Origin of the sequence: Rhodanobacter aciditrophus (assembly GCF_042679525.1) — a bacterium.
Taxonomy (GTDB): domain Bacteria; phylum Pseudomonadota; class Gammaproteobacteria; order Pseudomonadales; family Marinomonadaceae; genus Marinomonas; species Marinomonas aciditrophus.
This window is the reverse complement of sequence record NZ_JBHTMN010000014.1, coordinates 378,984-392,360: the sequence shown is the minus strand read 5'-3', so window position 1 is coordinate 392,360 and position 13,377 is coordinate 378,984. Positions and strand designations below refer to the sequence as shown.

At 48.7% G+C, this 13,377-nt stretch carries 11 protein-coding genes; 2 read left to right on the top strand and 9 right to left on the bottom strand.

Going from position 1 to position 13,377, the window contains the following annotated elements; translation table 11 throughout:
* Positions 1 to 229 precede the first annotated feature (229 nt).
* Positions 230 to 961: an SDR family oxidoreductase gene (locus ACFQ45_RS14070; protein WP_377368767.1), complete on the top strand. Its 732-nt coding sequence runs from the start codon at positions 230 to 232 to the stop codon at positions 959 to 961.
* A 219-nt stretch (positions 962 to 1,180) separates the two neighbouring features.
* Here ACFQ45_RS14070 and pgi read toward each other — a convergent pair whose 3' ends face one another.
* The 8 genes from pgi to dksA all read right to left on the bottom strand — a co-directional run bounded on the left by pgi (position 1,181) and on the right by dksA (position 9,845).
* A complete protein-coding gene (pgi, locus tag ACFQ45_RS14065) occupies positions 1,181 to 2,827 on the bottom strand; it encodes a glucose-6-phosphate isomerase (RefSeq protein WP_377368765.1) in 1,647 nt (548 codons plus the stop codon).
* A 28-nt stretch (positions 2,828 to 2,855) separates the two neighbouring features.
* Positions 2,856 to 3,707: a pantoate--beta-alanine ligase gene (gene panC, locus ACFQ45_RS14060; protein WP_377368764.1), complete on the bottom strand. Its 852-nt coding sequence runs from the start codon at positions 3,705 to 3,707 to the stop codon at positions 2,856 to 2,858.
* The gene (gene panB / locus ACFQ45_RS14055; protein WP_377368762.1) at positions 3,704 to 4,531 is read right to left on the bottom strand and encodes a 3-methyl-2-oxobutanoate hydroxymethyltransferase; all 828 of its coding nucleotides are present in this window, start codon (positions 4,529 to 4,531) and stop codon (positions 3,704 to 3,706) included. Before panB ends, panC begins: the two co-directional genes overlap by 4 nt.
* 3 nt (positions 4,532 to 4,534) lie before the next feature.
* Positions 4,535 to 5,020, bottom strand: a complete 486-nt coding sequence (gene folK, locus ACFQ45_RS14050) for a 2-amino-4-hydroxy-6-hydroxymethyldihydropteridine diphosphokinase (protein WP_377368760.1) — start codon at positions 5,018 to 5,020, stop codon at positions 4,535 to 4,537.
* A gap of 20 nt (positions 5,021 to 5,040) precedes the next feature.
* A complete protein-coding gene (gene pcnB, locus ACFQ45_RS14045) occupies positions 5,041 to 6,471 on the bottom strand; it encodes a polynucleotide adenylyltransferase PcnB (RefSeq protein WP_377368758.1) in 1,431 nt (476 codons plus the stop codon).
* Positions 6,472 to 7,018: 547 nt separating this feature from the next.
* The gene (locus ACFQ45_RS14040; RefSeq protein ID WP_377368756.1) at positions 7,019 to 8,455 is read right to left on the bottom strand and encodes a sigma-54 dependent transcriptional regulator; all 1,437 of its coding nucleotides are present in this window, start codon (positions 8,453 to 8,455) and stop codon (positions 7,019 to 7,021) included.
* 66 nt (positions 8,456 to 8,521) lie between these two features.
* Positions 8,522 to 9,406, bottom strand: a complete 885-nt coding sequence (gluQRS, locus tag ACFQ45_RS14035; RefSeq protein ID WP_377368754.1) for a tRNA glutamyl-Q(34) synthetase GluQRS — start codon at positions 9,404 to 9,406, stop codon at positions 8,522 to 8,524.
* Between the two features lie 4 nt (positions 9,407 to 9,410).
* Positions 9,411 to 9,845, bottom strand: a complete 435-nt coding sequence (dksA, locus tag ACFQ45_RS14030) for an RNA polymerase-binding protein DksA (protein ID WP_377368752.1) — start codon at positions 9,843 to 9,845, stop codon at positions 9,411 to 9,413.
* A gap of 167 nt (positions 9,846 to 10,012) precedes the next feature.
* Between dksA and ACFQ45_RS14025 the strand changes: the two genes are divergently transcribed.
* Positions 10,013 to 11,176: an aminotransferase class I/II-fold pyridoxal phosphate-dependent enzyme gene (locus ACFQ45_RS14025; RefSeq protein ID WP_377368750.1), complete on the top strand. Its 1,164-nt coding sequence runs from the start codon at positions 10,013 to 10,015 to the stop codon at positions 11,174 to 11,176.
* Between the two features lie 37 nt (positions 11,177 to 11,213).
* Here ACFQ45_RS14025 and ACFQ45_RS14020 read toward each other — a convergent pair whose 3' ends face one another.
* Positions 11,214 to 13,058, bottom strand: a complete 1,845-nt coding sequence (locus ACFQ45_RS14020) for a DUF3413 domain-containing protein (RefSeq protein ID WP_377368748.1) — start codon at positions 13,056 to 13,058, stop codon at positions 11,214 to 11,216.
* Positions 13,059 to 13,377 lie beyond the last annotated feature (319 nt).

Below are 13,377 nucleotides of genomic sequence, written 5' to 3'. Positions count from 1 at the left end.
TACGGCTTTATTGGCCGCTGAATCCTTCCAGCGACAAGGCCAGCAGTCTTTATAGCAATGAGAAATCTAAGCTGATTCCCAGCCTCCCGTCGCGGATGTAATCCGCTCCCACAATGTGTGGCTTGGCGCATAAAAACATGACTTCTTGCCAAAAAAGTACAATGTTTGTTGTGGTTTAAGGTGGATAATGGTGTCTATTCCATCTAACAACAAAGATAAAGAGGGCGTTATGGCAGGACAGATTCAAGGTAAATTTGCCGCGGTAACCGGTGCCGCTTCAGGGATAGGTTGGGCGAGCGCTAAGGCGATGCTCGACGAAGGCGCGACGGTTGTATTGGTTGATCGTGACGCTGCAGCCCTAGATAAGGTCTGCCAAGGCTATCCTGACAGGGCTAAACCTCTTGTGATTGATTTGTTGGACACTCAGGCTTGTAAGGCGTTAGTGGGTGAGATTTTAGCTCTCACAGGGGGCACATTAGATATCTTCCATGCCAATGCTGGTTTGTATGTGGGTGGGGATTTGGTAGACGCGGATCCGGATGCCATCGACCGTATGTTGCAGTTAAATGTAAACGTGGTGATGAAAAACGTTCGTGACGTAATCAAGCATATGAGTCCCCGCAAGACCGGAGATATTGTGGTAACCAGCTCTCTAGCAGCCCATTATCCGACCCCTTGGGAGCCTGTGTATGCGTCGTCTAAGTGGGCGATTGACTGCTTTGTGCAAACGACCCGCCGTCAGGTTTTCAAAGATGGCCTGCGTGTGGGTTCTGTGTCCCCTGGGCCTGTGATCACGGCTTTGTTATCGGATTGGCCTGAAGATAAGTTGGCGGAAGCCAAAGTCTCTGGCAGTTTAATTGATCCGGTTGAGATCGGAGAAATCATTATCTTTATGCTGACCCGCCCTCGGGGTATGACCATCCGTGATGTGGTGGTGATGCCAACGAATTTTGATTTGTAAGGGAGCTTTGTAGCGCTGAATATTTTCAGCCCGACAATAGGGTGCGTGCTCCGTGCCACAAGCGGATCTGGCATCTGATTCCCAGCCGCCCGTCGCGGATGTAATCCGATCCCACAAAGGGGCTAATCGGCAATGAGGTGGTTCACCTAATTTCTCTGAAGACATAAAAAACACCAGCCTAGGCTGGTGTTTTTATTGGGCTGAGAGCGCTGTTAGCAATTAGGCTTGAGCGTCTTTGAATGCTGCAATCAGGGCTTGAGTCGAAGCATCTAATGCGCTGTTGTCAGAGTCGCTGACTAGGCGGTTGTAGATGTCTGTACCCAGTACTTTGCCTAGCTCTACGCCCCATTGGTCGAAGGAGTTGATGCCCCAGATGGTGCCTTGGACGAAGGTACGGTGCTCGTACAGTGCGATCAAGGAGCCAGTGGTGAATGGGGTCAATTGCTCGGTCAATAGGGTGTTGCTTGGACGGTTACCTGGAATCACCTTGTGTGGTGCAATGGCAGCCACGTCCGCTTCGCTAGCGCCTGCTTGACGCAATTCTTGCTCTGCTTGTTCTAAGGTTTTGCCGACCATTAAGGCTTGAGATTGGCTCAAGCAGTTAGCGAAAAGTTGTGCATGGTGATCCGCCACTGGGTTGTGGGTTTTCAGCGGTGCAATAAAGTCCACTGGTACAAGGCGTGTGCCTTGATGTAGCAGCTGGTGGTAGGCGTGCTGGCCGTTTGTGCCTGCGCCACCCCAGATGATTGGGCCGGTATCCGTTTCAACGCCAGCGCCGTTCAGCAAATTCGCTTTACCGTTACTTTCCATATCCAGCTGTTGAATGTGAGCTGGCATAGCACGTAGGTAATGATCATAAGGGATTAGGGCGTGGGTTTGAGCATTATGGAAGTTGCTGTACCACACACCTAAGGCGCCCATAATCACGGGTAGGTTCTGCTCAAATGGGGTGTTTTTGAAGTGCTCATCCATGGCGTGTGCGCCATCAAGTAGCTCATAGAAGTTGTCCATGCCTACGGCAACGGCAACGGGTAAGCCAATAGCTGACCACAAGGAATAGCGACCACCCACCCAGTCCCACATTGGGAAGATGTTTTCTTCAGCCATGCCGAAATCTACGGCTTTTTTGACGTTGGAGCTGACGGCGGCAAAGTGCTTTTTGATGTCCGCATCAGGGACGCCTTGTTCAATACACCAAGCTCGGGCCGCGTTAGCGTTGTACAGGGTTTCTAGGGTGCCAAAAGACTTAGACGAAACGATGAAAACAGTGGTTTCCGCGTCCAGTAGCTTAAGCTTTTCGGTGATGTCAGAGCCATCTATGTTGGCAATGAAGTGCACCTTGATGCCGTCTTTTTTGTAGGGTGTCAGGGCTTCTGCCACCACTTTAGGGCCTAGGTAAGAGCCACCGATACCAATGGACACCACGTCGGTGATTTGTTTGTCCGTGTAACCACGCCACTCGCCACTGTGCAGTTGAGCAACAAAGGATTCCATCTGGCTTAGGGTGCTGCGTACTTCGTCGAGCACGTTTACGCCATCGACCATTAGGGTGTCTTGAGCTTTGCTGGCACGCAGAGCAATGTGAAGAACGGAGCGATTTTCAGTGTTATTGATGTGATCGCCGTTGAACATGCCTTGGATGGCATTTGACATGCCTGCTTGCTCTACAAGTTCGAGCAATAGCTTCATGGTGTCATCAGATGCTCGGTTTTTTGAGTAATCTAATGACCAGCCTGCAGCGGTGGCTTTGAAAGACTCGGCACGTGAGGCATCCGCTTGAAATAGGTCAGCGATTTTGGTCTCTGACATGTCTTTCTGATGCTGTGCAAGTGCTTGCCAAGCGGGCAGTTGCGTGGGTGAGCTCATGACAATCTCCCTAGGTTGAGTATAAGAGTTATGGTAGCTCGACGGTAATATTATCGATTAGTCGAGCTTTGCCTAAGTAGGCGGCAACCAGTATGACTAGCTGCTTCTCTTCCTCTGACGGTGTTAGTAAGTTATGTTGCGCGCGAATTTCAAAGTAGTCACGTTTGAACCCTACCGCTTCAAGCTTCTGTTGAGCTTGTTCGCGGATATCTGCGTGGCTAGCGCGACCTTCTAGGAGCTGTTCTTTCGCCCATAAAAGGGTTTGGTAAATCGTGGGTGCGATGCTTCGTTCGTCATCGCTTAGGTAGCCGTTGCGTGAGCTGAGGGCAAGCCCTGACTCAGCACGGGCAATGTCGACACCAATGATCTCAACATTGGAGCTAAGATCGCGGGTCATGTCTTCAATGACTTTTAATTGTTGATAATCTTTGTTACCAAAAATCGCACAGTCAGGCATTACCACATTAAATAGTTTTGTGACCACAGTCGCAACACCCACAAAGTGTCCCGGGCGTGATGCACCGCATAAAATATCTGATAGGCCAGTGACTTCGATTTGGGTTTGGCTACGTTTGCCGTCTGGGTACATTTCTGATGCAGATGGGGCAAATAGGTAGTCACAGGTGTTGTGTTCCAGCAGTGCTTGGTCTTCTTTAAGAGTGCGTGGGTAACGCTCCAAGTCTTCGTTAGCAGAGAACTGCATAGGGTTAACAAAGATGGAGGCTACGACAACGTCGCCTTCTTTGCGTGCCCGACGAATCAATTCCATATGACCATCGTGAAGATTGCCCATGGTGGGGACAAAAGCAATGCGCTTATCTTGTAGGCGTTCAATTTTTAGAGCTGTACGCAGCTCGGCAATGGAGTGGAATGTTTTCATGCGTTAAACGTGTGCTCTGCTGCTGGGAATGTACCGTTTTTCACTTCGCTGACGTAGGCCGCGAAGGCTTCTTCAATGGAACGGCCATCGGTTAAAAAGTTTTTAACGAATTTGGCTGGGCGGCCCATGTTGATGCCCAGCATGTCATGCATCACTAAGACTTGGGCGTCTGTGTCTGCCCCCGCGCCAATACCGATTACAGGCACTGGAACCGCTTCTGTGAGGGATTTGCCCAGTTCGCTAGGGATGCATTCGTAAAGCAGAATGTCCGCTCCCGCTGCCACCAATTCTAACGACTCCGCTAGGATCAGGTCTGCTGCTTCTTTGTCTTTTCCTTGTACTTTATAGCCACCTAGCTTATGGACTGCTTGAGGGGTTAAGCCAAGGTGAGCACACACTGGGATGCCGCGCTCAGATAATAAGCGCACCGTATCCGCTAGCCAGCTTCCGCCTTCGAGTTTCACCATGTTGGCGCCTGCTTGCATGAGCTTGGCAGCGTTCTCTAGGGCTTGTGTTGGGGTGCTGTAGCTCATAAAGGGCATGTCAGTCAGGATAAAGGCATGGCTGTTACCACGCTTGACTGCGGCGGTGTGATAGCACATTTCGTCGATGGTGACTGGGAGTGTGCTGTCTTGACCTTGCACAACCATCCCTAAGGAGTCGCCTACCAAGATGGTTTCGATGCCAGCATTGTTCATGGCATGGGTAAAGGTGGCGTCGTAGCAGGTTAAACAGGTGAACTTCTCGCCGTTCTGCTTCATTTGTTGCAGCTTGGAAAGGGTAATAGGGCGAGTCGGTTTTTGGGCTGTCGTATCTGAGTACATGGCTTACTCTTCTTCGATTAATACCAAGTCACTGGTATCAAGTTGACGTACATGCTCTGCAACGGTTTTGCCGTTATGTAGGAGCAGCGTTGGGGCTAGATCAAGCAGGGGACGGATCACGAACCCGCGTTCTAGCATAAATGGGTGTGGCACAGTGAGTCGCGGTAGGTCGATCGGTGCATCGTTAAATAACAGGATGTCCAAGTCTAGGGTGCGTGGCCCCCAATGACGCTCGCGAATCCGGCGATGGGCTTGTTCAATACTTTGTAGTAGGTCAAGTGTCTCAATGCCATCCAGAGGGGTATAAAAGTAGGCGACAGCATTGACGTAATCAGGTTGGTCCTGGGGGCCTACTGGTTTGCTGCCATACAGGCTAGACACCTTTAAATGATGAATTTCAGCGTGCCCACTCAGGTGCTCTATGGCGCTTTTAAGTTGTGCAAGCGGATTCTCAAGGTTGCTGCCTAAACCAATGTATACCTGATTCATAGATAGCCCTTAGTTGGTCATTATTCTTCTGTGCGTTTAGCGTTGTTTTTACGACGACGTGGACGGCGCTTTTTCGGTTTTGGGCCATCGGTCGATTGACTGCGTGGATCGGCTTTATGGATCAAGTCGCGCTGCTGATTCTCAGGAGCTTGTTGGAAGTCTGTCCACCATTGGCCTAGTCCATCTAGCTCAGTGCCACTTTGTTCGCGGATTAATAAAAAGTCGAAAGCAGCCCTAAAACGTGGATGTTGCAATAGGGTAAAGGCACGTTTGCCGTAACGCTTAGGTAAACGGAATTGTAAATCCCAGATCTCGCGCATAGGTGTAGAAAAGCGGCGTGGGATGGCTGTGGAGGCCACTTGGTTGTCTAGCACCATAGAGGCGGCCTGGTGGAGCGCTGGCATCAGCGGTAGGCCTTGCTTTTCGAACTCTTCGTGGCGCAATGCCACGCTTGGCCAAAGTAAAATAGCGTATAAAAAGTAAGGCGCAGTGCTCTTGCCATCTTGAATGCGCGCATCAGTGTTGATTAAACCTTGAGTAATAAAGGCTTCAGGTTGAATGTCTTTACGTTGCCAGCCACTTTGCAATAGGGCATCCGTGTCTGGGAAAAGGTATTTAAACAGACCGTACTCACGCAGCAATTTGAAGGTGGTGACGCCGTTGCCGCTGCCAAGTAACTTGAGAACTTCTTCGAATAAACGTGCTGGAGGAATATGGTCCAGTAGGTGAGCCATGTCTTTAATCGGTGCCGCGGTGGTTTCTTCGATGGTGAAGTCTAGCTTTGCTGCAAAGCGAATGGCGCGCAACATGCGTACCGGGTCTTCTTGGTAACGCTGGCGAGGATCTCCAATGATGCGGATCTGGCGTTTTTCAATGTCTGCCAAGCCACCGCAATAGTCATGGATCGAGAAGTCTTTGATGTTGTAATACAGAGCGTTGAAGGTGAAATCTCGGCGCTCAGCATCTTCATCGATGGAGCCGTAAACGTTATCACGCAGTATGATGCCGTGGGTAGAGCGAGCGGTGTCTTTGCCTTTTAGGGATTTGCGACCGTCTTGTTCTACGGGCTTTTCTTGGCTAGCCGTGTTGGCGCGGAAGGTGGACACTTCGATGATCTCTCGACCAAAAGTAACGTGTACAAGCTTAAAGCGACGGCCAATCAAGCGAGAGTTTGAAAATAAGTCGTGAACTTCTTCTGGTGTGGCATTGGTGACCACATCAAAGTCTTTTGGGGTTAGCCCAATTAGGTTGTCGCGGATACAGCCACCCACTAGAAAGGCGTCGAAGCCAGCATCACTGAGTCGATAGAGGACTTTGAGTGCGCTAGGGCTTACGCTTTTTCTCGAGAACGAGTGATTGTCTCGTGCTATCTCAAGTGGGTATTGTGGAGACTCTTCTGAGCCAAATAGAGACGTCGCTTTACGAACCAAAGACTTAAAACCTGCAAGCATTCTGTGACTAAATTTTAGTAGTTAATGAGTTACGCTATTCTACACGGGCTGAGTAGAAGTTACACGATAAAGAGTTAAGATGGTGTAAAGATGTTACTGAGATAGGGGGATAAGGGTACTACGAGGAGCGAAATAAAATAATCGCTTTGGATACATGAAGATACTAGTTCCGAAAACAAAGTTGGTGCTGCTTCTGCAGTTCTACTCAAGTTTTATTTTTATTATTGCAATGTCTTCATCGCCTTACGGCTGGCATATCTAAAAAAATCAATTATCCAAAGCGATTTTTCCATCCACAGCCTCAAATTTTTATTTTTATTTGAAGAGGCTGCGGTGTTCCTTGGTGTTATTTTTATTTTCAGGAACGTCTTACAATGATTAACTTATTTTTATTATGGTCAATCTTGTTATCGTTGTGCCATATATAAGGCATTTGTTGTGCCATATTTTTCAAAATGCTGAAAAGTAAGGATTTTTCATAAAAGCTGTGCACTTTTTTTACAATTTGCATCTCTTTTGGTGTGCATTTTGGTATCACTTGTTACTTTTATTCTGTTACTTTTCTGGGCACGCCAAGTTTCTGCCTTCTTTCCCATAAACTTTTACGGGATATGCCCAGAGACTGTGCGAGCTGGGTTTCGGTCATCTTATGTTGGTGCGTCTTGACGAAATGTTTGAAGTAATCGTCTAGGGTGGTGCCTTCAATATTGAATTCTGGAACGCTATTTGAGCTCTTGGTAGGCGCTGTGATTGTGCCGGTTTGTGTCTCAGGCAAGCTTTCTTTGGTTTTAAGTTTGAGGTTGTGTGCTTCAAGCTTGCCGTCTGGACTGAGGATTACCGCCCGTTCAATCGCATTCTCCAGTTCCCGCACATTACCCGGCCAAGGGTGACTTAGGATCGCCTTCTCAAAGGTCTTGGTGTATTGGGGGAGAGGCTTGTCGTGCTTGGTGCAGGCCTTTTCTAGCAGTATCTTAGCAATGGCGGATATGTCATCTCCGCGCGCTCTTAGGGGCGGCACGGATAGCTCCATGACATAGAGTCGGTAGTATAAGTCTTCCCGGAACATGCCGTTTTTGACCATCTGCAGCAGGTTTCTGTGGGTAGCGGTGACCAGTCGAATATTGACCTTGGTGGATGTTACTGCGCCCACACGGCGAATCTCCCCTTCCTGTAATACCCTTAGTAGCCGCGCTTGGGCTTCTAGGGGCAGCTCACCGATCTCATCGAGAAAGAGTGTGCCATGGTCTGCGGCGACAATGAGACCGTCCCGTGCTGACACTGCGCCAGTAAAGGCACCTTTTTCATGACCAAACAACTCTGATTCGATTAGGTTTTCGGGGATAGCGGCACAGTTTACGCTAATTAAAGCTTCTGCTTTACGTTTGGATAGGCCATGTATGGACTTAGCAACCAGCTCCTTACCGGTACCGGATTCACCGTGAATGAGGACGGTTGCATCGGTTCTGGCGACTTTCTTTAGCTCGTCAAACAGTATGTGCATGGCCGGACTATCGCCGATAATGCCGCTTTCTGGCGAACCTAAAGCCGGATGGTTATCCAGTTTTTCGGGTTGTGAAAAGAGGCTGATATTAGCGGTTGTGGACTCGATTTCTGGGGCGCTGGTAACGTCTGATGAGCGAGTTTGTTGTTTCTCCAGTACCTCAATAACTTGCGCCAGTACAGTGTCTGGATCCGTGGGCAAGGGGATAAAGTAATTGGCCCCTTTCGCCATGTATTCGATGGCGGCATTTAAGCTTGGCCGTTGATCAAAGATGATGTAAGGCAGGTCATGGATCTTACTTAAGGCTTCATCGTTTGCTTGCTCTGCATCGATTAATAGAATCTCGAAGTCGGTCAGCTCGTAGTGCTTGTTTGCTTGCTCTAGGCTCAGGCTAACGTTGACGTGAAAGCCATTTCGACTTAACCATCGATCTACTTCTTTTAAGGGCGAATTGTCAGCGCAGATCAGCATGACATGGTACATGATGTCACCTCTTGTAACTGGGTGTAACGATTATACACAGATCAGGCGTGCAGTGTGCAAGGGACTTTATTGGATGAAGTGTTGGTCTTCTGGGGCGAGAGGGAGGTTGCCTGCCTTAGGTAAGGTGCGTGACCAATGTGTGACGGCCCACTTTAATAAAGTCTCGATGGTTACTAATGCAGAAGGAATGTTTGGATAACCGAGATAGCTTAGAGCGGCTTTTAAGGTGGCGAGGTCGCCGTTGGCAATCGCTTTCGCGTGATTTTGTTTGCTTATCTTGTCACCTACGCTGTTCACAATAAGAGGCAGGTGGCAAAGGGACGGTGCTTGCCAGCCGAACTGATCATAGAGCCACAGTTGCTGACCAGTGGTGTCCAGTAAGTCAGCCCCTCGCACAATATCTGTGATGTTTTGCAGATGGTCATCTACCACCACGGCCAGTTGGTAGGAAAAATAGTCGTCCTTGCGCTTTAACACTGGATGATTACGGTCCAAAGCTAAGTCAAAGGTTTGCGTGCCTTGAATGGGGTCTAGGTATTGGTATTGCCCTTGATCACATTGGGCGCGCCAAGAGTGAGGTTTATCAGTGCTACTGTCGCAGCGTTTAGAGTGAAGGCCGCCAAACGCCTTTAGATCTGCGCGGGTACAGTTACAGGGGTAGACCTGTTGTTGTGCTCGTAATTGATCAAGGTAGTGTTCGTAAAGGTCAGTGCGGTCAGATTGAATGAGGATTTCCTCATCGGAAATGAGGTGATAGCTTTCGAGAGTGTGGATTATCGAGGCGTGATTTTCTGGGGCGCAGCGGGTGCCGTCCACATCTTCTAGGCGAACAAGCCAAGTGCCAGCATTCGCTCTGGCATCCAAGTAGCTGGCTAGAGCACTTAATAATGAGCCAAAATGTAACGGGCCAGTTGGCGAAGGTGCAAACCGGCCCCGATACGATTGAGCCATAATATTAGTTGCGAACTTGCTTTTCTTTGATTTCCGCAAGTGTCTTACAATCGATACACATAGTCGCTGTTGGACGAGCCTCTAGACGACGGATGCCGATTTCGATGCCACATTCGTCACAGTAGCCGTAGTCGTCATCGTTAATGCGTTCGATGGTTTGATTAATCTTTTTAACCAGTTTACGTTCACGGTCACGTGCACGCAGCTCTAAGCTAAATTCTTCTTCTTGGCTCGCACGATCATTAGGATCTGCGTAGTTTACAGCTTCTTCTTGAAGGTGATGAACCGTGCGGTCAACCTCTTCCATTAAGTTCTGTTTCCAGTTGAGAAGGATGCTTTTGAAATGCGCCAACTGTTGTTCGTTCATGTACTCTTCCCCTTCCGCCGCAACGTAAGGAGTAAAGTCTTTCATTAATGATTCAGGATTCTGATTTGGCATAGCGTTGCCTCACTTCCCAGGTGTTCCTTGTGGTAACCTGTTTACATTAAGTTAACGTGGTTTAAATTTTCGGGCGGAAAGTTATCAGATAATGTACGCCAGAACCACTTTTTTTTAACTAAAAGTGCATTCTTTCTCAACCAGATCTCAGGACTTCACGATATATCATGCAGAAATTAGCAAACCGAGTGGCCGATATTGCACCCTTCCAAGTTATGGCGGTGATGGAGCGAGCAAAGCGTTATCAAGGGCTAGGGGAAGATGTGATTCACCTAGAAGTCGGGGAGCCGGATTTCGTTGCCCCAGAGGCGGTTAACCGAGCGGGTGAAGCCGCCATTGCCGCAGGGAAGACGGGCTACACCTCTGCCGCAGGTTTGCCTGAACTGCGTCAAGCTATTAGTCGTTTTTATCAACAACGTTATGGCGTAGAGGTGGCTGCGGAGCGCATTCTGGTCACTCCGGGGGCATCCGGTGCGTTGTTGTTATTGAGTTCTTTAATGGTGAACTCTGGGCAAGAGGTATTAATGCCAGACCCATGTTACCCCTGTAACCGCAACTTTTTAGCTCAAGTTGGGGCGAAGGCGCGCATGGTGCCTTGCCGCACAGAAGATAACTTCGAGATTCCACTGGCTAATTTGAATGACCATTGGGACGATAATACGGCTGGTATGTGGCTGGCATCCCCTGCAAATCCCACTGGCTCCGTATTAAGCCAGGCTTATGTGGCACAAGCTTGGGAGGCGGTAAGTCAGCGCGGTGGGCATTTATTAGTAGACGAGATTTACCAAGGGCTGGTGTTTGACGGGGAAGACTTCACCGCTCTGAGTGCCAGCGATGATATCTTTGTGATTAACAGCTTCTCAAAATACTTTGCTATGACCGGCTGGCGTCTAGGTTGGATTGTCGTTCCGGAATGGGCCATCGAAGGGGCCACTAAACTGGCGCAGAACTTGTTTATCTCAGCACCGGCTGTGTCTCAATATGCTGCGATTCGAGCGTTTGAAGACGATGTCTTGGCGGAATGTGAAGGGCGTCGAGCCACCTTGGCTAAGCGCAGAGAGACTCTGATTGCTGGGCTGAATAAGTTAGGTTTGCCTATTGCCTCTGAGCCCCAAGGGGCGTTCTATGTCTATGTGGATGTGTCTGGGGTGACAGACAATGCCATGGCTTGGTGTTTAGGCTTATTAGATGAATATTATGTGGCGTTGACGCCGGGAGCGGATTTCGGTGCCCGAGATGCCCATAAGTATGTGCGTTTTGCTTACACCTGTGACTGTGAGCGATTAGAAGTGGCTCTGGATCGTATTGCGCAATTCATCGCTCGCCCTTAGTCGTTTCTAAGGCTGAATCTTCAAACTATAGCCGCTTCTATTTATAGAAGCGGCTAACTTCTTTCAAAACATCCAAAGTGATGTTGGCGGGCATGGTTTTATCCGTTGGATTGAGATTTGTGTCGGTGACTTCAAACTGCCCCGTTGGAAAAGTCGTAATGATGCGATCTTTCATAACGACGCCGTAATTAAAGTAACTATGAATCAAAAGCCACTCCCGCTCGGTGCTATCAAATAGGGAGAGACCGCTGCTGTAATCATGCATAGGTGTTTGTACGCCTAAAGCTTCGGTGAGCAAAGTTGGGACTAGGTCATAGTGACTGGTGCGATAGTCTATCTGCTGTTGCTGTTTGCCCGGCCACAGAATCAGTAGCGGCACATGGGTTTGGTTCTGGGTGAAGTTGCCTCCGTGTCCCCAGTAGTTTTTACCTGTTTCATTGAATTCTTCCCCATGGTCAGAGGTGAAAATCACAATGGTATTGTCTAGCTTGCCCGTGCGCTCTAGGGTTTGGTAAATGGTTTTTATTTGATCGTCCACAAATCGTAACGCGGTGCGGTAACGGTTTTTGTAGGGCAGTGGATCAAAATCTGGTCCAAGGGCAACATGATCCACTCGCTCCCAATAAGGCTGGAAAATAGGCTCAAAATCTGGCGGCACTACATAGCCATGGGCCGCGTCGAAAAAGACAAAGCTGACAAAAGGTTCTTTGTTGTCCTGCTCAAGGAAATTCACGAGATTGCTGACCATCTTCTCATCCCGTAAATAAGCTGTTTCCCCTTCCGTTTGGGTTTTCAGATTAGGAATGCTGCTGAACACATTGCGGTGAAAACTTGGATTAATAAGAGGGCTTGAGCCAAAAATACCTGGGGTATAACCCGCTTCAAATAAGGTGTCGAAAAATACAGGTGGGCGTTGAGCCGCCGTGAAGGCATCCCAGTAGGTCGGAGGCAGAGCATAGAAGAGGCTAAAAATACCGCCCTTGGTGACGTTGCCGCCGCTTTGATGGTCCGTGAAGTACAAGGCATCAGGCTGGTTTATCAAAGAGTAGGTAAACGGCGTTGTGACAGGGTCAAAGTTGTCCCCACGCCAAGCATCCACTGTTACAAACAAAATATTAGGTTTGCTGTCGCTTGTTAAGGGAAGTCCTTGAGTGGGGTAGTTTAGTTCACTGCCTGCCACATTATGAAGACTAGGGCGTTCCGTCACCGTGTGCGGATCGATCCAGCCTTGTTCGGCCATAAAGCGCACCGCAGTTGCTGGCTGATAAAGAGGGATGTGACGCGTCATGGCACGGATTTCTGAATTACCGTGGGCGTCATACCAGATGTGCATCAGGTTTGCGCCCAACAAACTGCCAATAACCGTTAGACAAAACAGCCAGCGACTGCCTTTTAACCGTTTTGCTAAGGTTATGCGAACGCTTGCCCATAGGGCGATGGCACTGGCGAGAGCCATCAAGGCAATCATAAAGGCGCTAAAGGCGATGGTGTACCAAGACACTTCCACTACCTGGCTGGCCCCTTCACCAAACACCAGACTCCAAACAAAGCCTCCTAAATGAAAACGGTAAAGTTCGTAGACGCGGGTGTCTGTATAAAGCAGCACTAAGGTGGCGCTGCCAACGAGCCACAATAATAGGTAATTTAAGTGTCGTTGCTTGATCAAAAAGCTCAAAAGGGCACTGAGCAAGGCTCCTAGCAAACAGAGAAAGCCTATTTGGCCCACAAAGGCGAGGGTTAAATAGCCTTTGCCAAGCCAGCTGGATGTATGGATGAAATCAAGGTATTGGCTGCTAATGAGGTAGGCAATCAAGCTATAGAACAAACCAAACAGCAAGCTGATTTTTGCCCATTGCCATCGAGTAATTGGTCTTGTTTTCATCGTTACGGGGTATCCACGAATGGTCGTTATCAAATATCTGGTGAGGCGTGATTATACTGCACTTTCAAGGCAAAAGTTTAGAACGGTTTTGCGTGGGGAGGTTGTTTAAAGGCGGGGGTATTCAAGAGGTGTTCTCAAAATCACGGCTAAGAGATTTAAGTTTACGATAAATTTCCTGAATAGGGTCAAGTTTTCCCCTCCTGATTTGCTCTAGAATGTAGGCTTCTTATTAATAGGGAAGTCGTTACTAACGAGCTTTCCCTTGTTTTCTATGACAGACTTTGTTTTTGTAACATGTTTGTCATAATTTATTTATAGC

What these genes read in the sequence shown, in the direction of transcription:
- ACFQ45_RS14070 (WP_377368767.1), top strand. Translation starts at nt 230, where the DNA reads ATGGCAGGACAGATTCAAGGTAAATTTGCCGCGGTAACCGGTGCCGCT.
- pgi (WP_377368765.1), bottom strand. Translation starts at nt 2,827, where the DNA reads ATGAGCTCACCCACGCAACTGCCCGCTTGGCAAGCACTTGCACAGCAT.
- panC (WP_377368764.1), bottom strand. Translation starts at nt 3,707, where the DNA reads ATGAAAACATTCCACTCCATTGCCGAGCTGCGTACAGCTCTAAAAATT.
- panB (WP_377368762.1), bottom strand. Translation starts at nt 4,531, where the DNA reads ATGTACTCAGATACGACAGCCCAAAAACCGACTCGCCCTATTACCCTT.
- folK (WP_377368760.1), bottom strand. Translation starts at nt 5,020, where the DNA reads ATGAATCAGGTATACATTGGTTTAGGCAGCAACCTTGAGAATCCGCTT.
- pcnB (WP_377368758.1), bottom strand. Translation starts at nt 6,471, where the DNA reads ATGCTTGCAGGTTTTAAGTCTTTGGTTCGTAAAGCGACGTCTCTATTT.
- ACFQ45_RS14040 (WP_377368756.1), bottom strand. Translation starts at nt 8,455, where the DNA reads ATGTACCATGTCATGCTGATCTGCGCTGACAATTCGCCCTTAAAAGAA.
- gluQRS (WP_377368754.1), bottom strand. Translation starts at nt 9,406, where the DNA reads ATGGCTCAATCGTATCGGGGCCGGTTTGCACCTTCGCCAACTGGCCCG.
- dksA (WP_377368752.1), bottom strand. Translation starts at nt 9,845, where the DNA reads ATGCCAAATCAGAATCCTGAATCATTAATGAAAGACTTTACTCCTTAC.
- ACFQ45_RS14025 (WP_377368750.1), top strand. Translation starts at nt 10,013, where the DNA reads ATGCAGAAATTAGCAAACCGAGTGGCCGATATTGCACCCTTCCAAGTT.
- ACFQ45_RS14020 (WP_377368748.1), bottom strand. Translation starts at nt 13,058, where the DNA reads ATGAAAACAAGACCAATTACTCGATGGCAATGGGCAAAAATCAGCTTG.